General features: G+C 72.7%; 15 protein-coding genes and 1 pseudogene. 12 read left to right on the top strand and 4 right to left on the bottom strand.

The window, feature by feature from the left end; translation table 11 throughout:
- Positions 1-73 precede the first annotated feature (73 nt).
- Positions 74-3,073, bottom strand: coding sequence for an AAA family ATPase (locus HUT10_RS41460; protein ID WP_176176187.1), 3,000 nt, complete (start codon positions 3,071-3,073; stop codon positions 74-76).
- Positions 3,074-3,212: 139 nt separating this feature from the next.
- Here HUT10_RS41460 and sthA point away from each other — a divergent pair, with 139 nt between their 5' ends.
- From sthA to HUT10_RS41495, 7 genes are all read left to right on the top strand, one after another.
- A complete protein-coding gene (sthA, locus tag HUT10_RS41465) occupies positions 3,213-4,625 on the top strand; it encodes a Si-specific NAD(P)(+) transhydrogenase (protein ID WP_254897252.1) in 1,413 nt (470 codons plus the stop codon).
- An 88-nt stretch (positions 4,626-4,713) separates the two neighbouring features.
- On the top strand, positions 4,714-6,603 hold the full coding sequence (locus tag HUT10_RS41470) for an intein-containing Rv2578c family radical SAM protein (RefSeq protein WP_217709688.1): 1,890 nt from the start codon (positions 4,714-4,716) through the stop codon (positions 6,601-6,603).
- Positions 6,604-6,749: 146 nt separating this feature from the next.
- The gene (gene merB / locus HUT10_RS41475) at positions 6,750-7,352 is read left to right on the top strand and encodes an organomercurial lyase (protein WP_176176188.1); all 603 of its coding nucleotides are present in this window, start codon (positions 6,750-6,752) and stop codon (positions 7,350-7,352) included.
- Positions 7,353-7,447: 95 nt separating this feature from the next.
- Positions 7,448-9,223 carry an aspartate--tRNA ligase gene (aspS, locus tag HUT10_RS41480; protein WP_176176189.1) on the top strand — a complete coding sequence of 592 codons (1,776 nt, stop codon included), beginning with the start codon at positions 7,448-7,450 and terminating at the stop codon, positions 9,221-9,223.
- Complete coding sequence (locus HUT10_RS41485; protein WP_176176190.1) at positions 9,223-10,170, top strand: DUF389 domain-containing protein; 948 nt, start codon at positions 9,223-9,225, stop codon at positions 10,168-10,170. Before aspS ends, HUT10_RS41485 begins: the two co-directional genes overlap by 1 nt.
- 79 nt (positions 10,171-10,249) lie before the next feature.
- Entirely contained in the window at positions 10,250-11,425 is a 1,176-nt protein-coding gene (locus tag HUT10_RS41490; protein WP_176176191.1) for a phosphotransferase, read from the top strand.
- A 533-nt stretch (positions 11,426-11,958) separates the two neighbouring features.
- Positions 11,959-12,768 (top strand): SGNH/GDSL hydrolase family protein, encoded by an 810-nt coding sequence (locus HUT10_RS41495; protein ID WP_176178284.1) that lies wholly within the window; start codon positions 11,959-11,961, stop codon positions 12,766-12,768.
- On the opposite strand, the gene HUT10_RS41500 is transcribed toward HUT10_RS41495, so the two are convergent.
- From HUT10_RS41500 to HUT10_RS41510, 3 genes are all read right to left on the bottom strand, one after another.
- Positions 12,740-13,468, bottom strand: coding sequence for a metallophosphoesterase (locus HUT10_RS41500; RefSeq protein ID WP_176176192.1), 729 nt, complete (start codon positions 13,466-13,468; stop codon positions 12,740-12,742). The two genes, HUT10_RS41495 and HUT10_RS41500, sit on opposite strands and share 29 nt — an antisense overlap.
- Positions 13,469-13,530: 62 nt before the next feature.
- On the bottom strand, positions 13,531-14,739 hold the full coding sequence (locus HUT10_RS41505) for a cytochrome P450 (RefSeq protein WP_176176193.1): 1,209 nt from the start codon (positions 14,737-14,739) through the stop codon (positions 13,531-13,533).
- Between the two features lie 32 nt (positions 14,740-14,771).
- Entirely contained in the window at positions 14,772-15,467 is a 696-nt protein-coding gene (locus HUT10_RS41510) for a TetR/AcrR family transcriptional regulator (protein ID WP_176176194.1), read from the bottom strand.
- A gap of 141 nt (positions 15,468-15,608) precedes the next feature.
- On the opposite strand from HUT10_RS41510, the gene HUT10_RS41515 reads away from it, so the two are divergent.
- From HUT10_RS41515 to HUT10_RS41535, 5 genes and pseudogenes are all read left to right on the top strand, one after another.
- Entirely contained in the window at positions 15,609-16,985 is a 1,377-nt protein-coding gene (locus HUT10_RS41515; RefSeq protein ID WP_176176195.1) for a replication-associated recombination protein A, read from the top strand.
- Positions 16,986-17,148: 163 nt separating this feature from the next.
- Positions 17,149-17,526: a VOC family protein gene (locus HUT10_RS41520; protein ID WP_176176196.1), complete on the top strand. Its 378-nt coding sequence runs from the start codon at positions 17,149-17,151 to the stop codon at positions 17,524-17,526.
- Positions 17,527-17,563: 37 nt separating this feature from the next.
- The gene (locus HUT10_RS41525) at positions 17,564-18,409 is read left to right on the top strand and encodes an NAD(P)-dependent oxidoreductase (RefSeq protein WP_176176197.1); all 846 of its coding nucleotides are present in this window, start codon (positions 17,564-17,566) and stop codon (positions 18,407-18,409) included.
- Between the two features lie 95 nt (positions 18,410-18,504).
- Positions 18,505-18,890 (top strand): annotated as a pseudogene (locus tag HUT10_RS41530) (DUF948 domain-containing protein).
- A complete protein-coding gene (locus tag HUT10_RS41535) occupies positions 18,887-19,189 on the top strand; it encodes a hypothetical protein (protein WP_176176199.1) in 303 nt (100 codons plus the stop codon). The pseudogene HUT10_RS41530 and the gene HUT10_RS41535 overlap by 4 nt, the downstream one beginning before the upstream one ends.

Genomic DNA, 19,189 nt, shown 5'->3' on the forward strand with positions numbered 1-19,189 from the left:
TCTCGGATTTTTCGGTTCCGGGGGGAACGTAGGCAGCCGGCGTTCGCGCAGCGTTCGGCCCGTTCGGGCCTGGTCAGGACGGCGCGGCCACGCCCAGGTCCGCCTCGGCCCGCCGCCGCAGGGCGACGCTGCCCTGGGCGCGGGCCAGCTCCACGGCCGCCCGCAGGCGGGGCCGCGGGTCGGCGTCGTGGGCCGCGCGCAGCCGCAGGACCTCCGGCAGCCACCAGCGGTCGTCGCGGGCCTCGCCGGCGGCCAGCGCGGCGTCCAGCGTCGCCCGGGCCGCGTCCGGTGGCGACAGCTCGGCGACCAGGGACAACCAGTACGGCATCCGGGCGAACGACCCCTCGGCCTTGAGGTTCGCCACGCCCTCCTGCGCCGCGGCCAGCCCGGCCGCGCCGCCGCGGGCCCAGCCGCCCAGCACCAGCGCCCACTCGCGGTAGTACGCGAAGCCGTACCGGTCGCAGAGCTCCCGCAGCTCGGCCGCCGCCGGCTCCAGCGCATCGCGGTCGCGGCGCATCTGGTGGGTGATCCCGGCGTAGGCCAGCGCGATGGCCAGGCTGTACGGGTGCTCGATCCGCCGGGCGAGCGCGATCGCGCTCGCCCCGCACGCCACGGCCGTGTCCTCGTGCCCGAGCAGCCAGTGCGCGTGCGCCGCCCAGGCCGGGCCGTGCACGTCCGGCCGGGTGCCGATCGGCCACGACGCCGCGTCGCGCGTGCGCTCGGCGCCCAGCTCGAAGTGCCGCAGCGCCTCGGCCGGGTCGTGGCCGAGGCTCAGCGACGAGCCCGCGACGATGAAGTGCGCCGAGCCGCTCTGCTCGGCGCTCGTCCCGGGCGCGAGCAGCCCGAGCGCGCGTTCGGCCGCCTCGTGGGCCTGCACCGTCCGGCCCTGGACGAACCGCGACGACCACAGCTCCAGCAGCGCGGTGAGCGCGGCCTCCGCGTCGCCCAGCGACTCCGCCAGCGCCAGCGAACGCTCCAGCGTCCGCTGCAGCTCGGGAGACGAGTAGCCCTGGTGGGCGTTGAGCGGCCCGGCGAGCGCTTCGAGGACGGCCAGCTCGTCCCGGTCGCGGTTGCCGCTGGGCGGCCGGGCGGTCACCAGCGCCAGTGCCTCCCGCAGCAGCCGGATCGCTTCGGCGTGGGCGAACGTGCCCGCGGCGACCGCGGCCGCCCGCCGGTAGTGCGCGACGGCGCGGTCCGGGCGGCCGCCGCGGGCGTACTGCTCGGCCAGCTGCGCCGCCACCGCGTCGGTGTCCCCGGCGTGCAGCAGCTCGAGCCCCTGGGCCAGCCGCCGGTGCAGCAGCCACCGCCGCGGCGGGCTGACCTGCTGGTAGGCCGTCTCGCGCAGCAGGTCGTGGGTGAAGTCGTAGCTGCCGCCGGACTCACGCACGAGCCGGCGCCGCCACAGCTCGTCGACGGCGTCGACGACGGTGTCCGCGTCGAGGTCGCTGGCCTCGGTGAGCAGTTCGAGGGTGAAGTCGCGGCCGGCCGCGGCGGCCAGCCCGGCGATCTCGCGGGCGGCCGGGCCCGGCTGCTCCAGCCGCGTCCGCAGCACCGCGGCCAGCCCCTCGGCCGGCGGGGAGTCGTGGGCCCGCACCGCTTCGACGACGTAGAGCGGGTACCCGCCGGTGGCCGCGAACAGCAGGTCGCGGTCCGAAGTGGACAGTGGACGGCCGCCGACCGCTTCGGCGAGGCGGGCCGTGCCGTCGGCGTCGAACGGGCGCAGCGGCAGCTCGGCGAGCCTGCCGTCGTCGCGCAGCTGGGCCGTCCACGCCGCGCCGCCCGGACCCGGGTCGCCGTCGCGCAGCGTCGCGGCGACCAGCAGCGGCGCGGACGGCAGCAGGCCGAGGCAGAACGTGACGAACGCGCCCGTCTCTTCGTCGCACCACTGCGCGTTGTCGAGCACCAGCAGGACCGGCCGCCCCCCGGCGGTCAGCGCCCTGGCCAGCCCTTCGAAGAACCGCAGGCGCTGCCAGGCCTCCACCGTCGGGTGCCCGCCGCCCGGCCGCGAGGCCGGCAGCAGCCGGTCGACCTCCGCCCGCCACACCGGGTCCAGCGATGCCGCCGCCCGCTGCACGGCCGGGGTGCGAAGCCAGTCGGCCACCGGGGCCAGCGCGAGCCGCCCCGGCGTGCCGAAGCACCGGCCGGCGGCCACGACCGCGCCCTCGGCCCCGGCCAGCCCGGCGAGCTCGGTGACCAGCCGGGTCTTGCCGACGCCGGCGTCGCCGCGGACGAGGACGAACCCGGCGCGGCCCGCGGCGGCCGTCCGCCACAGCTCGCCGAGGCGGGCCAGCTCGGCGGCGCGGCCGACGAGCCCGGGCGCGGCCGCCCGCCGGGGTTCGGGGTCCGGCCGGTCCAGCAGCCGGCGCAGTGCCGCCCGGGTCGGCTCGGCCGGGACGACGCCGAGTTCGCGTTCGAGCACCGACGCGCACCGGTGGTAGGTGCTCACCGCGCCCGCCCGGTCGCCTGCCTCGGCCTGCAGTCCCATCAGCGTCCGGTAGCCCGGCTCTTCGAGCGGGCGCAGCGCGATCCGGCGGCGGGCCGCGTCGAGCGCGGCGGCCGGATCGCCCGACGGCGTCCGGCAGATCAGGTCGCACAGCTCGACGCACTGGCCTTCGAGCTCGGCGCGGGCCGCCAGCACCCAGTCGTCGGCCAGGCCGGGCAGCAACTCGCCGCCGTAGGCCGCGAGCGCGGCCCGGGCGTGGCCGACGGCGGCACCGGGGTCTCCGGCGTCTCCGGCGGCCAGCGCGGCCCGGTGCGCGAGGGCGAACTCCCGCACGTCCACCCGGCTCGACGGCGTGTCCTGCCAGCACAGGTCCTGCCCGGTGACGGCCAGCGAGGGCAGCTCGCCCAGCACGCGGCGCAGCTGGTGCAGCTCGCGGCGGAGGTTGGTCAGCGCCTGCGCGTCGGTGGAGTCCGGCCAGAACAGCCCGGCGAGCAGCCGCCGCGGCTGCGGACGGCCGGCGTGCACGACGAGGTGGGCGACCAGCGCGACCGACCGCGGCGACCGCGTCAGCACGGCGCCGGACTCCTCGTCGGCGATCACCTGCTCACCCAGCAGCGACACGCGCAGCACCCGCACACGCTACTGCGCCGTTCGTCGCCGACCCAGCCACAGCCACGGCCGAATGACGTCGCACCCGTGCGCCGTTCGTGCGCGGATCTTCACCGGCAGGGGCTTGCGCCCGGCCCGCCGGGTGCGCAGGCTCGACGTCGTGAGCGAGCACGAGTACGACCTCATCGTCATCGGTTCGGGCCCCGGCGGACAGAAGGCCGCGATCGCCGCGGCGAAGCTCGGCAAGAAGGTGGCGGTCGTCGACCGGCACGACATGGTCGGCGGGGTGTGCGTCAACACCGGCACGATCCCGTCCAAGACGCTGCGCGAAGCCGTGCTCTACCTGACCGGCATGAACCAGCGCGAGCTCTACGGCGCGAGCTACCGCGTCAAACAGGACATCACGATCGCCGACCTGCTCGCGCGCACCCAGCACGTGGTCGGGCGCGAGGTCCAGGTGGTGCGCGCGCAGCTGATGCGCAACCACATCGACCTGATCGACGGCACCGGCTCCTTCGCCGACCCGCACACCGTGCTGGTGGAGGGCCGCCACCGCGGCGACCGGCGGACGCTGTCGGCCGACCACGTCGTGATCGCCACCGGCACCCGGCCCGCGCGGCCGAAGCAGATCGACTTCGACGCCGCCCGCGTGCTCGACTCCGACGAGATCCTGCAGCTGGAGGAAATCCCGTCGTCGCTGGTCGTGGTGGGCGCCGGGGTGATCGGGATCGAGTACGCGTCGATGTTCGCCGCGCTCGGCTCCCGGGTCACCGTGGTCGAGCAGCGCGACCACATGCTCGACTTCTGCGACCCGGAGATCGTCGAGTCGCTCAAGTTCCAGCTGCGCGACCTCGGCGTCACCTTCCGCTTCGGCGAGAAGGTCGCGGACGTGGCGGTGTCCGACCACGCGACGATCACGACCCTGGTGAGCGGCAAGCGCATCCCGGCCGACGGCGTGATGTACTCGGCGGGCCGCCAGGGCATGACGGGCGAGCTCAACCTGGAGGCGGCGGGCCTGAGCGCGGACGAGCGCGGCCGGCTGGTGGTCGACGAGAGCTACCGCACGGCGGTCCCGCACATCTACGCGGTGGGCGACGTGATCGGCTTCCCGGCACTGGCGGCGACGTCGATGGACCAGGGCAGGCTGGCGGCCTACCACGCGTTCGGCGAGCCGGCGCACGAGCTGGGCGCGCTGCAGCCGATCGGCATCTACACGATCCCGGAGATCTCGTACGTCGGCTCGACCGAGGCCCAGCTGACGTCGTCGTCGGTGCCGTACGAGGTCGGCATCGCGCGGTACCGCGAGCTGGCGCGCGGCCAGATCACCGGTGACAGCTACGGGATGCTGAAGCTGCTGGTGTCCACGACGGACCGGAAACTGCTGGGCGTCCACGTGTTCGGCACGGGTGCGACGGATCTGGTCCACATCGGACAGGCGGTGATGGGCTGCGGGGGCACGGTCGACTACCTGGTGGACGCGGTGTTCAACTACCCGACGCTGTCGGAGGCGTACAAGGTGGCGGCCTTGGACGCGACCAACAAGATCCGGGCGCTGGAGCGCTTCTCCTCTTGAACCACCCCAACAGTCACACCAGCACCACCTGATCCACTGGCCCCCAACCGGTTTGACACCCGTCTAGAACATATGTTCGACTGGCGCTGTGCGATGGGATCGGCAGCGGACAGGGGAGGGTGAACCGGCACTGCCCGGGCTCGAGGGCCTGGTGCGGACCGTGCGGTCACCGGAATTCGACGGCGTCACCTTTCACGAGGTGCACGCGCGCTCGGTGCTGAACAAGGTGCCCGCCGGCTCCGGCGTGCCCTTCGGCTGGACCGTCAACCCCTACCGCGGCTGCTCGCACGCCTGCACCTACTGCCTCGAAGGCGGCACGCGGATCCTGATGGCCGACGGCCGCACGAAGGCGCTGTCCGACCTGAAGGTCGGCGACGCCATCTACGGCACTCGCGGCCACGGCGCCTCCCGGCGGCTGGTGCCGACCCGGGTCGAAGCGCACTGGACCACGCTGCGCGCCGCCTACCGCGTGACGCTCGAGGACGGCACCCGGCTCGTCGCCGGCGGTGATCACCGGTTCCTCACCAGCAAGGGCTGGAAGCACGTCACCGGCAGCAAGTTCGGCGCCGCCCAGCGGCCGCACCTGGAGCCCGGCAGCGAGCTGATCGGCGTCGGCCGGTTCGAGCCGACGCCGGACGAGACGCTCGGCTACCGGGCCGGCTACCTGTGCGGGATGCTGCGCTCCGGCGGGTTCGGCGCGGAGCCGGACGCCGCCTCGCGCGCCCTGCGCTACCTGCCGGACTTCGGGGCGTCGGTCGGTTTTCTCAAGGTGCCGCCGGACCCGGACGCCCATTGGCAGCGCGGGTTCCTCGCCGGCGTCTACGACATCGCGGGCGACTTCGGCCGCGGTGTCCTCGCGGTGGCGCACGACGAACCCGAGATCGCCGACGCCTTCGCCGCCGCGCTCGCCCGGTTCGGCTTCGCCAGTCAGCTGGACGAAGTGCCGAAGTTCCCGACGCGCCAGGAGGTCCGGCTGCTCGGCGGGGTCGGCGAGGTGCTCCGGTTCTTCCACGTCAGCAACCCGGCCGTCACGTGGAAGCGGTCGCTCGACGGCGCGGTGATCGGCGCGAGCCGCCGCCGCGTCGAGGCCATCGAGCCGCTGGGGCTGCAGCTGCCGCTGTTCGACATCACCACCGGCACCGGCGACTTCGTGGCCGACGGCATGGTGTCGCACAACTGCTTCGCCCGGAACACCCACACCTACCTCGACTTCGACGCCGGCCACGACTTCGACACCCAGGTGGTCGTCAAGATCAACGCCCCGCAGGTGCTGGCCGCGCAGCTGAAGAAGCCGTCGTGGCGGCGCGAGCACGTCGCGATGGGCACCAACACCGATCCCTACCAGCGCGCCGAAGGCCGCTACCGGCTGATGCCGGGCATCATCACCGCACTGGCGCGCTCCGGCACGCCGCTGTCGGTGCTCACCAAGGGCACGGTGCTGGCCCGCGACCTGCCGCTGCTGAAGGACGTCGCCCAGGACGTCCCGGTCGGGCTCGCGGTGTCGATCGCGCTGCTCGACGAAGAGCTGCAGCACCGCCTCGAACCCGGCACGCCGAGCCCGCGGGCGCGGCTGGAGCTGGTCCGCAAGGCGCGCGAGGCCGGGCTGCCGTGCTCGGTGCTGGTGGCCCCGGTGCTGCCGTGGCTCACCGACTCGGAGGAGGCACTGGACGCGCTGTTCGCCCGGCTCGCCGAGGTGGGCGCGACGAGCGTGACGGCGTTCGCGCTGCACCTGCGGCCCGGGGCCCGCGAGTGGTTCGGCCGCTGGCTGGCGGGCACGCACCCGGAGCTCGTCCCGCGGTACCGGCAGCTGTACTCGCGGGGCAGCTACGTGCGGAAGGAGTACCGCGAGGGACTGGCGGCGCGGGTCGGGCCGTTGCTGCGGCGGCACGGGCTCGATCGCCAAACCGGCTTCGCCGCGCGCGGTCCGGAGGTGCCGGCGGCCGAGGTGGCTCCCGCGGAGCAGCTGCGCCTGCTCTGACGGTCCTTTTCGGATCAACCGGGTGACGCACTGGGCCGTTCGGGGGCGGTGTCTTCGGTTTGCGGCAAAATGTCCGATCGTGTCGTTGTCGGTCCGGCTCACCGGCGCCTAACGTCGAAGGGATCGATGCCGAAAGGAGCCGGACGATGACGACCTCGCAGACCGACCGTGTCGCGGCCGCCCGGCTCGCCTGGGCCGCGCTGAAGCTGACCCGGGCCGGACGGCACCCGGTCGGCGTCGACCGGCTCGCCGCCACCGTCGGCGTCGCCCCGGCCGAAGCCCGGCGGCTGGTCGAGCTGATCGGGTTCACCCTGCACCGCGACCTCGTCTCGACCGGCCCGGCGCCCCGCGGCGCCCACCACCGCCTCGCACCCGCCGAAGGCACCCTCGGCGCGGGCCCGGACGGCACCGTCGACATGTTCCTCCTGGCCATCGCCACCGGCGAGCGCGTGCACGCGGCGGCCGTCTGCCCGGTCACCGGGACGCACATCCGCATCGAGCTGGTGCCGCGGGGGATCCTCCTGGTCGACCCGCCCGCGGCGGTGGTCGCGGCCGTCGACCTCGGGTTCGGGCTCGACGGGGTGGACGCGATCGCCTGCGCGGGGCAGCCGTTCTTCGCCTCCGCCAGCGCGGCCGCCGGCTGGCTGGTGGCGCACCCCGGCGGGCGCATCTACCAGGTGGCCGCCTACCTGGCCCAGGCCCACCGCCTGGTCGCGGCGCTGGAGACCCGCCCCAAGTACGTCCTCTGACCACCGCGCCGGGCCAACCTGCCGACGTCGTACGCTGGGTGGTTCGTTAGCCTTTCCGGGCAGCGATAACCCCAGGTCGAAGGAGAGCAGTCGCAGTGCTCCGCACTCACAACGCCGGCACCCTGCGTGCCGGACAGGCCGGACAGACCGTCACCCTCACCGGATGGGTGGCCCGGCGGCGCGATCACGGCGGCGTCATCTTCATCGACCTGAGGGATGCCAGCGGTGTCGCCCAGGTCGTCTTCCGCGAAGGTGAGATGGCCGAGCGCGCGCACGCCCTCCGCTCCGAGTTCTGCGTCAAGATCGTCGGCGAGGTCGCGAAGCGCCCCGAGGGCAACGCCAACGCCGAGATCCCCACCGGTGAGATCGAGGTGCTGGCCACCGAGCTGGAAGTGCTCTCGGAGTCCGCGCCGCTGCCGTTCCCGATCGACGACCGCGTCGACGTCGGCGAAGAGGTGCGGCTCAAGCACCGCTACCTCGACCTGCGCCGCAGCGGCCCGGCCGCGGCCATGCGGCTGCGCAGCGAGGTCAGCCGCGCCGCGCGCGAGGTGCTGCACGCGCAGGACTTCGTCGAGATCGAGACCCCGACGATGACCCGCTCGACGCCCGAAGGCGCGCGGGACTTCCTCGTCCCGGCCCGGCTCAAGCCCGGCTCCTGGTACGCGCTGCCGCAGTCGCCGCAGCTGTTCAAGCAGCTGCTCATGGTCGGCGGCATGGAGCGGTACTACCAGATCGCCCGCTGCTACCGCGACGAAGACTTCCGCGCCGACCGCCAGCCCGAGTTCACCCAGCTCGACATCGAGATGAGCTTCGTCGAGCAGGACGACGTCATCGACATCGGCGAGCAGATCGTCTCGGCGCTGTGGAAGCTGATCGGGCACGAGATCCCGCGGCCGATCCCGCGCATCACCTACCACGAGGCGATGGCCAAGTACGGCTCCGACAAGCCGGACCTGCGCTTCGACCTCGAAATCACCGACATGACGGAGTTCTTCTCCGACACGCCGTTCCGCGTGTTCCAGGCCCCGTACGTCGGTGCGGTCGTGATGGCCGGCGGGGCGGACCAGCCGCGCCGCCAGCTCGACGCGTGGCAGGAGTGGGCGAAGCAGCGCGGTGCGCGCGGCCTCGCGTACATCCTCGTGAACGAGGACGGCACGCTCGGCGGCCCGGTCGCCAAGAACCTGTCGGAGACCGAGCGCGAGAACGTCGCCGCCGCGGCCGGTGCCAAGCCGGGCGACTGCATCTTCTTCGCCGCCGGCAAGGCCGCGTCGACCCAGCCCCTGCTGGGTGCCGCGCGCGACGAGATCGGCAAGCGGCTCGGCTTGATCGACGAGAACGCCTGGTCCTTCGTGTGGGTCGTCGACGCGCCGCTGTTCGCGCCGGTCGAGGACATCGGCGACGACGTCGCGGTCGGCTCCGGCAAGTGGACCGCGGTGCACCACGCGTTCACCTCGCCGACCCCGGAGTGGATCGACAAGTTCGAGCAGGACCCGGGCAACGCGCTCGCCTACGCCTACGACATCGTCTGCAACGGCAACGAGATCGGCGGCGGCTCGATCCGTATCCACCGTGGCGATGTCCAGAAGCGCGTCTTCAACCTGATGGGCCTCAGCGACGAGGAAGCGCAGGAGAAGTTCGGCTTCCTGCTCGACGCCTTCGCCTTCGGCCCCCCGCCGCACGGCGGCATCGCGTTCGGCTGGGACCGCATCGTCATGCTGCTGGCCAAGGCCGACTCGCTGCGTGACGTGATCGCGTTCCCGAAGACCGGTGGCGGGTACGACCCGCTGACCGCGGCGCCGGCGCCGATCACCGCGCAGCAGCGCAAGGAAGCCGGGATCGACGCGAAACCGGCCGCCGCCCCGCAGAACTAGTGCTGCACCTCAGGGCCGTGTGCCCGCAGGAGAAGACCGCCGAAGCGCTCGGGATCCTGCGGGCGCACCCCGGTACGGCGCACCTCGTCGTGCACCGCGGGGCCGCCGTCGAGCCGGTGGGCGACCTGGTCGAGGCGGACATCGCGCGCGAGGCCGCGGACGAGATCATCGGGCAGCTGTGCGCGCTCGACCTCGACCACACCGGTGGCATCACGCTCGAAGCGCTCGACACCGCGCTGTCCGACGCCGCCGACAAGGCGGAAGAAGCGGCGCCGGGCGAGGCGGCCGACGCCGTGGTCTGGGAGGAGCTGCTGGGCCGCACGGGTGAAGAGTCCCGGCTCAACGTGACGTTCCTGGCGTTCCTGACCATCGCGTGCCTGCTCGCCGCGGTCGGGGTGCTCACGAACTCGGCGGTGACGATCGTCGGTGCGATGGTCGTCGGCCCGGAGTTCGGGCCGCTGGCCGCGCTCGCGGTCGGGGTGGTGTTGCGCCGGTGGGACCTCGTCCGCCGCGCGGCTGCCGCGTTGGGCGTGGGCTTCCCGCTGGCGATGGTCGTGACGCTGGGTGGCGCGCTGCTCGTGCGCGCGACCGACGTCTTCGGCGAAACCGCGTTCCGGCTGGAGAACAACCACGAGGTCGACTTCGTCTTCTCGGTCGGCGTACCGTCCCTGGTCGTCGCCATGCTGGCCGGCGCCGCCGGGATGCTCGCCATGACGTCGGCGAAGTCGGCCGCGCTGGTGGGCGTGTTCATCTCGGTGACGACGGTGCCGGCCGCGGGCTACGCGGTCGTCGCGGCCGTGGCGGGGGAGTGGAGCCGGTGCCTCCAGTCCGTCGGGCAGCTGCTGGTCAACCTTCTCGGAATCGTTGCAGCAGCGGCCATTGTGTTGATCGTGCGCCGGAATGGGCAACGTTCACCGGTGGGAATGCGTCCGCTTTCACGCGGGTGATTCGTCTCCGGGCGAGATGCACTTTTTTGTCCGGATGTCAGTAGTCATGGTTGCTCAGTCACGAGTAGGGTCGGTGACAATGACAGTCGACACCTCCTCCGCCGGCGACGCGGGAGTCGGGGCAGGAGCCGAGCAGCTCGCCATCGCCGCGGCGGTCGCGGCGGGCGAGTCCGTTCTCTCACGCCGGTTCGGCAGCGCGATCACCCTGGTCGGGCCCGAGGACCTGGCGGGGAGCGGGCCGGCCACGGTGGTCCGCGCCCGGGTGGTGTCGTCGTTCGCGCTGCCGCGCACGCTCGTCATCAAGCACTACCCGGACCGGCCGGCGTCCGGCGCCGACCCGTTCGCCCAGGAGGCGGTCAGCTACCAGCTGTTCACGGCGCTGTCGCCGGAGGAGCGGATGTGCCCGGAACTGGTGGCCCACGACGGCCGCGACCGCGTCCTGGTGCTGGAGGACCTGGGCCGGACGCCGACGCTGGAGGACAAGCTCTACGCCCGGGACTCCCGCGCGGCCGAGCGGGCACTGCTGTCGTGGGCGCGGTCGCTGGGGCGCCTGCACGCGAGCACGGCGGGCCGTGAGGCGGACTTCAACGCACTGCTGCGGCGGCTGGGTGGCCCGGCGAAGGCCGAATCGGGCGAGGTCGACGTGTCCCGCGTCGCGGCGCTGATCCAGCAGCGGCTGGGGATCCCGGTGCCGGAAGAGGTGCTGACCCAGGTGACGGCGGCCCTCGACCAGTCCCGGGCGGCGGGGTTCCGGGCGTTTTCGCCGGTCGAGCTGAGCCCGGACAACAACCTGGTGACCGGGCAGGGGGTCCGGTTCCTGGACTTCGAGAACGGCTGCGTCCGATCGGCGCTGGTCGACGCGGCGCACTTGCGCCTGCCCTTCGCGAGCTGGCCGGACGCGTTGGCCCTGCCGGCGGGGATGAGCGAGGCGATGACGGCCGCTTGGCGCGCCGAGGTGGTGGGGGTGTGGCCGGTCTTCGCCGACGACGAGGTACTGGCGGCGCATCTGACGGCCAGTGAGTTGCTGCGGGTCTGGCTGATCACGGGGGAGGAGCTGGAGTCGCTGAACCTTTCGCGGCACGCTGCGCCGGTGAGCCGGGAGGCGGCGTTCGTGACCTGGTGGCGGGATTTGGCGAAGCATGCCGGGTATGTGCGGATGATGGCGGTTTCGGAGTTCGCTGCACGGGTTGCGGCTGGGCTGGCTGCGCGGCTGGGGCCGCATGCCGACCTGGCTTTCTACCCGGCTTTCCGGTGAGGGTTGTCCACAGGGGGTTGCCGGTGTGGATGGCTTGGCTGGGGGTGGGTCGTGCGCGGGGTTCTTGTCGGGTGGGGGCGATAGGCTGGAATCGGGGGAGGGCCCGCGGGCTCTGTGCTGGTGGCTCTGCCGCGACTTTCCCCGCCGGCCCGAACGCCGGATTGTTCAGCGGCCGGCAGGTCGTGTCAAGGCGGGAAAGCGTGCCTTGACACGACCTGCCGGCCGCTGAAGCGGCTGCGTATCGGGTCGGCAGGGGGGTGTGGTCGGAGGGTGGCTGTTCGTTGTCTGCCGCTGCGCCGGTTGTGTGATCGTGGCTCGAGCGCCGAGCGCCGAGCGCCGAGCGCCGAGCGCCGAGCGCCGAGCGCCGAGCGCCGAGCGCCGTCGCGTCTCCACCTGCGCGCCCACCCGCACCCGACCACGACATACCCGGCCCTGTGAGGTGCGCGTCAAGAATTAGGCGTGGTGTCGCGGCCGCGTTACCTCCACCTCACCGGGTGTGAGCCTGCGTGGCCGACGCTCACCCCGTGACCGTGATGAGCGTCGATGTCACTGCCCGGCCCGAGCCGCCCGAGCGGCCTCTCAAGTTTGCCCGGCGGCTTGTCGTTCTCGGCGACTCCACCGCCGTCGGGCTCGGGGATCCGCTTCCCCGGCGTGGTGGCTGGCGCGGGGTCGGCCCCCTCGTGGCCGCCGCCCTCGGGGTTGACCGCTCCGGCTACCTCAACCCCTCCTTCGCGGGTGCGCGGATGCGGTGCGTTCTCACTCAACAAGTCCCCGCCGCCGTGGCGCATCGGGCCGATGTCGCCCTTCTCGTCGCCGGGATGAACGACACCCTGCGGCCGGACTTCGATGCCTCTCGCGTCGCCGCCGATCTCACCGAGGTCATCCGGCGGCTTCGGGAAACCGGGACCACCGTCGTGCCCGTCCGGTTCCACGACCACAGCAAGGTCTTCCGCCTTCCGCCTGCCCTCAAGCGGGCCCTCAGTGCCCGGGTCGCCGAACTCAACGCCGCCATCGACGGGGTTGTCGCGCGGGAACAGGTGCCCTGTCTCGATCTTGCCGGGCTGCCCGGTGCCTACGAACTCGCTTCCTGGAGCGTCGACCGGCTGCACCCCTCCGAACTCGGCCACCGGATGCTCGCCGACGGCTTCACCGGGCTGCTCGCCGACGCCGGGTTCGCCGTTCCGGAACCCGTCAGCCTCACCTGCAGCGGGGGTGCCGAACCGAGTGCCACGGGGCACGTGGGGTGGCTGGTGCTCAAGGGTATTCCGTGGCTCTGGCGCCGCGGCCGCGAATTCCTGCCCTACGCCGCCGTCATCATGTGGAACTCGTTCCGCGCCCGCTGAACACGCGCAGCGCTTCGACGTCCGAAGCCGGGTTGCGGACGAAGTAGTCCGCCCACTCCTCGATGCCGGGATAAGCCGAGTGCGCGACCAGGAACCGGCACGCTTCTTCGGCGTCGTACTCCGTCCGCCGCAGCTGGACGCCGTCGCCGAGCAGGGCCCAGTGGGCACCCCTTGCCCCGTAGGGCATTCCGACGCTTCCGGGGTTGACCACCAGCTTGCGGTCCGCGAGCCTGACGAACGGCATGTGGGTGTGCCCGCAGACGATCGTCGACGCCGTGACGCCGTCCAGCACCTCCGCCCAGCGCTCCGGAGGCGAGTCGACGAGCACGATTTCCGTGTCGTTGCGCGGGGTTGCGTGGCAGAACAGCACTCCGTCCACCGTCACCGTCAGCGGCAGGGCGTCGAGCAGCGGCAGGTCGGCCGGGCGCAGCTGCTGCGCCGCCCACGGGAAGATCGGGTCCGGGACGAACGTGCCGCCGGTGCGGGCCGACTCGGCCAGCTCGCGGTCGGCGTTGCCGCGCACCCACACCGCCCGCTCGCCCAGCGCCTGCAGCCGCTCCAGGGTCTCGACCGGCATCGGCCCGGCCAGCAGGTCGCCGAGCAGCACGACCTTCTCCGCCGCCTGGACGTCCGGCTCCGCCAGGACCGCCTCCAGCGCCGGGAGGACTCCGTGGATGTCCGCGAGCACCGCCACGTTCACCGCTCCACCATCGGGCACGCGGGGCGCCCCGGGCGAGGGATTTCGCCCAGGGCGCAACCGGGCTACGCCGTCGTCAGGGGCAGCTCCCTGACCCCGGTCATGTTGGGGTTGACCTGGAACTTCGGCGGCTCACCGGGGATCGTGCGCAGCACCGGGTAGCGGTCGAGCAGGATGTCCAGCGCCACCCGGCCCTCCAGCCGCGCGAGCGGCGCGCCGATGCAGAAGTGGATCCCGCGGCCGAACGCCAGGTGCGGGTTCTCCGCGCGCAGCGGGTCGAACGTGTCCGGGTTGCGGAACACCCGCTCGTCGCGGTTGGCCGCCGCCACCCAGCAGAGCAGCATCTGGTCCGCCGGCACGGTGACGCCGCCGACCTCCGCCTCCCGCATGGTCGTGCGGGCCACCGCCGCGAACGGCGTGAGGTACCGCAGCGACTCTTCGATCATCGGCGGCACGAGCGAACGGTCCGCGCGCACCCGCTCGTCCCACTCCCGGTGCGTGTCCAGGCACAGCACCGCGTTGCCGAGCAGCATCGTCGTGGTGATGTGACCGGCCAGCAGCAGGATGTTCGCGAAGTTGACGACCTCGGTGCGGGACAGCCGTTCGCCGTCCAGCTCGGCCTCGACCAGCTTCGTCAGCAGGTCCTCCCGCGGCTGCTTGCGCCGCTCGTCGACGTGGCCGCCGAGGTAGTCGGCGAGCGCTTTCTGGCCTTCCAGCGACGCCAGGATCGCCGCGTCCTGCTCCTCGTCCTTCTTCACCAGCGAAACCTGGTTGGCGGACTCGAACATCTTGTCCACCCAGCCCTTGAACAGGCTCCGGTCACCCGCCGGGACGCCCAGCAGCTCGGCGATCACGATCACCGGCAGCGGGTAGGCCAGGTCCTCGACCAGCTCCAGCCGCTCCCCGGCGGGGACCGCGTCCAGCAGCTCGTGGGTGATCGCGGCGATCCTCGGCTCGAGCTCCGCCACCACCTTGGGCGTGAACGCGCGGCTGACGAGCTTGCGCATCTTGTTGTGCAGTGGCGGGTCCAGCTGCAGGATGCTGCCCGTCGACATGTCGAATTCGGGGTCCGGCAGCGTCTCCTTGGGCACCAGCCGCATGGTGTCGGACGAGAACGTCGCCGGGTCGCGGAGGATCGCTTCGATCTCCGGGTGCCCGTAGACGTTCCACATCCCCAGTTCCGCGGCGAACTCGACGTGCTTCTCCGGTTGCTTCCCCCGCAGCCAGAACTGGGCCTCGTGGAGTCCCCAGGTGTCGGCCAGTGTGGTGGTCATTTCCGCCCCTTTCCCCGGTGTGGCCTCACGGATCAGCCGGAGGCCCTGGCGGGATCGTGTGCGTAGATCCCGTTTCGGAAGCCCGAGACGAGCTCCTCGAGCGTCGAACTCAGCTCCGCCGCCACCTCCGCGACCGCGGCGGGATCGGGCTCCCCCGGCGGCTCGAACGCGGTGCGGATGAGGTGCGCGAGGACGGCCGCCCGCTCTTCCGGGGGGATGTCCTCGTCCTCGTGCGAAACCGGGTCGCCGGCGTAGAAGCCGAGGGTCGCGGCCCGCAGCGCGTAGCTCACGTGCGGGACGTCGGCGCGGATGAGCCCCCGCCGCAGCATCACTTCCTCGAAGTGCACGCCCACCGCGGCCTGCTGCTTCTTCAGTGCGAGGTCGCCGAGTGAGCCGAACACCTCCGCGTTGCCGCGCAGCATGGCCATCACCAGCGGGCGGCGGTGGGTGATCAGGAACGACCCCGGAATCATCCGGTGGGGCAGGATCATCGCCGGGTCGGCCTCGATCATGGCCAGCAGCTCGTCGGTCAGGTCGGCCGACTCCCGCATCATCAGCGCCTGGAACAGCAGCTCCTTGCTCCGCCAGTGCAGGTAGACGGTGCCCTTGCCGATGCCGACCGCGCGCGCGACGTCGTCGATCGCCACCTTGCGGTAGCCCATGCGCAGCAGCAGCTCGCCCGCCGCGTCCAGGATCCGGTCGGCACGCTCGCGGTTGGGATGGCTCATGCGTCTCCACCTGCGGTTTCGTTGAGCATTTGACTGGTTGACCGGAATCGCACTTTCGGTCAACCAGTCATTCCGACGGTAGCGCTCTTGCGGAGGCCGGGGCAAGCGGTTCTGTCGGTGGAGTCGGTTAACGTCATCTCTGTGGCACAGGACGAGCTCTTCACCGTGAACGCCGACATCGCGCCTCCGCCGGAGCGCACGGGGTCGAACGCGGGCGCGGAACCGCAGGCGGACCCGGCCAGTTCGCCGCTGGCCGTGCGGATGCGGCCGCGCTCGCTCGACGAGGTCGTCGGGCAGCAGCACCTGCTGCGCGAGGGCGCCCCGCTGCGGCGGCTGGTCGAAGGCGCGGCACCGGCGTCGGTCCTGCTCTACGGCCCGCCCGGCACGGGCAAGACGACGCTGGCCAACCTCGTCTCGATCGCCACCGGCCGCCGGTTCGTCGCGATGTCGGCGCTTTCGGCGGGCGTCAAGGAGGTCCGCGGGGTCATCGAGGAGGCGCGGCGGCGCCGTCAGTACAACGCCGAGAACACCGTGCTGTTCATCGACGAGGTGCACCGGTTCTCCAAGACCCAGCAGGACGCGCTGCTCGGCGCGGTCGAGGACCGCACGGTGCTGCTGGTCGCGGCGACCACCGAGAACCCGTCGTTCTCGGTCGTTTCGCCGTTGCTCTCGCGGTCGCTGGTGCTGCAGCTGCGCCCGCTGACCGACGAGGACATCACGGAGCTGATCGAGCGTGCGCTCGCCGACGAGCGCGGTCTGGGTGGCGAGCTGACGCTGACCGAGGACGCGCGCGCCCACCTCGTCCGGCTCGCGGGCGGGGACGCGCGCCGCGCGCTCACCGCGCTGGAGGCGGCCGCGGACGCGGCGTCGGCCACCGAGGCGAAGACGATCGACCTGGCCATCGTCGAGTCCACAGTGGACAAGGCGGCGGTGCGCTACGACCGCGACGGCGACCAGCACTACGACGTGATCAGCGCGTTCATCAAGTCGATCCGCGGGTCCGATGTGGACGCGGCGCTGCACTACCTGGCCCGGATGATCGAGGCGGGCGAGGACCCGCGCTTCCTCGCCCGGCGGCTGGTCGTGCACGCCAGCGAGGACATCGGGATGGCCGACCCGACGGCACTGCAGTCGGCGGTCGCGGCCGCGCACGCGGTCCAGTTCATCGGCATGCCGGAGGGCAGGCTGGCGCTGGCACAGGCGACGGTCCACCTGGCGACCGCGCCGAAGTCCAACGCGGTGATCAAGGGCATCGACGCGGCACTGGCCGACGTCCGCGCCGGCCTGGCGGGCGCGGTGCCGCCGCCCCTGCGCGACGGGCACTACGCGGGGGCGAAGAAACTGGGCAACGCGCAGGGCTACCGGTACCCGCACGACGTGCCGGAAGGGGTGCTGGCGCAGCAGTACCCGCCGGACGAGCTGGTGGGGCGCGACTACTACGAGCCCACCCAGCGCGGTGCCGAGCGGACGCTGGCCGAGCGGGTGCCCAAGCTGCGGAGGACGATCCGGGGGCAGTGACGGCAGCCCGGACTCGCCGTTGCGGGCCGGGCACTTCACCCGCGTTGAACACGGTTCGCCCCGATCGTGGGCCGCGGTGGGCAAGATCATCGGAGTTCGTAAACTCTTGCCCTTCAGGCGGCCCGGACCGGCGAGGGCCCCCACGACCGCAGGAGGCGTGCCCGTGCCCGCGACGCTGCAGTGCATCGTCCTGGACTGTCCGGAGCCGCTCGTGCTCGCCCGCTTCTACCAGGCCCTGCTCGGCGGCGAGGTGGACCGCCCCGATCCGCGGTGGCGCGTGGACGAAGACTGGTCGACCCTGCACGTCGGCGGGATGGTCCTGGGCTTCCAGCGTGCGCCCGACCACCGGCCGCCGACCTGGCCCGATCCCTCGCTCCCGCAGCAGTTCCACCTCGACTTCGAGGTCGACGACTTCCGCGAGTCGCACCACGTGGTCCTGGCGAACGGCGGCCGCCTGCTCGACCCCGACCTCGGCGGCCGCGGCTGGCGCGTCTACGCCGACCCGGCTGGCCACCCCTTCTGCCTGCTCGGCGATTACTGAGCGCGCGAGCGCGCCGGGACTCCGTCACGATGGCGGCATGACAGTCGCGTTTCTCGGAACCGGGATCATGGGCGCGCCGATGGCGGCCAACATCGCCAAGGCGGGCCTCGACGTCCGCGTCTGGAACCGGACCCGGGAGAAGGCCGAGCCCCTGGCCGAGGTGGCCACGGTCGCCGGCTCGCCGTCGGCCGCCGCCGAGGGCGCCGACGTCCTCGTGACGATGCTCGCCGACGGCCCCGCCGTGGCCGAAGCGTTCGAAGCCGCTTCGCCTGCTTCGGGGACGTTGTGGCTGCAGATGAGCACGGTCGGCCTCGACTGGACCGACCGGCTCGCCGCGCTGGCGGAGAAGGCGGGCGTGGTGTTCGTGGACGCGCCGGTGCTCGGCACCCGCCAGCCCGCCGAACAGGCCCAGCTGCTGGTCCTCGGGTCGGGCCCGGAGGAGGCCCGCCCGGCGGCGACCCCGGTGTTCGACGCGGTCGGCATGCGCACGATCTGGCTCGGCCCGGCAGGCCGCGGCAGCCGCCTGAAGCTGGTGATGAACGCGTGGGTACTGGCACTGACGAACGCGACGGCGGAGAGCCTCGGCCTGGCCAAGGCCCTGGGGCTGGACCCGGCGCTGTTCCTGGAGACGATCGAGGGCGGCGGCCTCGACGTCGGCTACGCGCACGTGAAGGGCGGCGCGATGCTGGCGGGGGAGTACCCACCGGCGTTCCCGGCCGGCCTCGCGGCGAAGGACGCCCGCCTGGTGGTGGAGGCCGCGGGCGACGAGGTCGACCTGGCGGGCGCGAAGGCGGTGCTGGCCCACTTGGAGGCCGCGCTCGAGGCGGGGCACGGGGACGAGGACATGGCGGCCCTGTACCGGGCGGTCGTGAAGGGCCGCTGAGCCGGGTTTTCCGGGCCCGGCGGGGTGACACGGTCGGGAACCAGCCCAGGCGGTAACCTCAGTCGGCATCCCGACCCCTGAACCGAGGAGGGCCCGTGTCGGCAGGGCAGATCGCCGCGTTGATCGCCGCAGGAGCATTCGTGGTGCTGGTCGTCCTGCTGGCGATCCCGCTGATCAAGCTCGGCAAGACGCTGGACGCGGCCACCGAGGCGATCGAGCGCACCAACAACAACACCGACCCGCTGCTGATCGGCGCGAACGAGACGATCACGCACGTCAACACCCAGCTCGAACGGGTGGACGGGATCACCGCGAACGCGCAGGCGGTCACCGGCAACGTCTCCGCGCTGGCGTCGGTGTTCACCGCGACCCTCGGCGGCCCGCTGGTCAAGACCGCGGCGCTGTCCTACGGCTGTCCAAGGCGATCAAGGCGCGCAGGAACAAGAACGCGCTGAAGGCCGCCAGGAAGGCCGGGAAATGAAGCGGCTGTTCTGGCTCGGCGTCGGCGTCGTCACCGGGGTCGTGCTCTCCCGCAAGGCCGCCGAAACCGCTCGTCAGGCCACTCCGGCCGGGTTAGCATCGAACCTGGGGGACGCCGTGCGCGAGCTGGCGGGCGCCGTGGGTTCGTTCGGTGCCGAGGTGCGTGCGGGCATGAACGAGCGGGAACAGGAGCTGCACGACATGGTCGAGGAGCGGACGGGCGTGAGCGCGCCCCGCGCCGAGGGACGGCACGCGGCCGCCCGGCGCCCGGTCCGGCGAGCTCGCCGGGCGGAGGGCTGA

The sequence above is a fragment of the Amycolatopsis sp. Hca4 genome (assembly GCF_013364075.1).
Lineage (GTDB): Bacteria > Actinomycetota > Actinomycetes > Mycobacteriales > Pseudonocardiaceae > Amycolatopsis.

Coding starts and splice junctions, on each gene's coding strand:
- HUT10_RS41495 (WP_176178284.1), top strand. CDS start 11,959: ATGAGCGTCGATGTCACTGCCCGGCCCGAGCCGCCCGAGCGGCCTCTC.
- HUT10_RS41525 (WP_176176197.1), top strand. CDS start 17,564: ATGACAGTCGCGTTTCTCGGAACCGGGATCATGGGCGCGCCGATGGCG.
- HUT10_RS41535 (WP_176176199.1), top strand. CDS start 18,887: ATGAAGCGGCTGTTCTGGCTCGGCGTCGGCGTCGTCACCGGGGTCGTG.
- HUT10_RS41510 (WP_176176194.1), bottom strand. CDS start 15,467: ATGAGCCATCCCAACCGCGAGCGTGCCGACCGGATCCTGGACGCGGCG.
- HUT10_RS41490 (WP_176176191.1), top strand. CDS start 10,250: ATGACAGTCGACACCTCCTCCGCCGGCGACGCGGGAGTCGGGGCAGGA.
- merB (WP_176176188.1), top strand. CDS start 6,750: ATGACGACCTCGCAGACCGACCGTGTCGCGGCCGCCCGGCTCGCCTGG.
- HUT10_RS41505 (WP_176176193.1), bottom strand. CDS start 14,739: ATGACCACCACACTGGCCGACACCTGGGGACTCCACGAGGCCCAGTTC.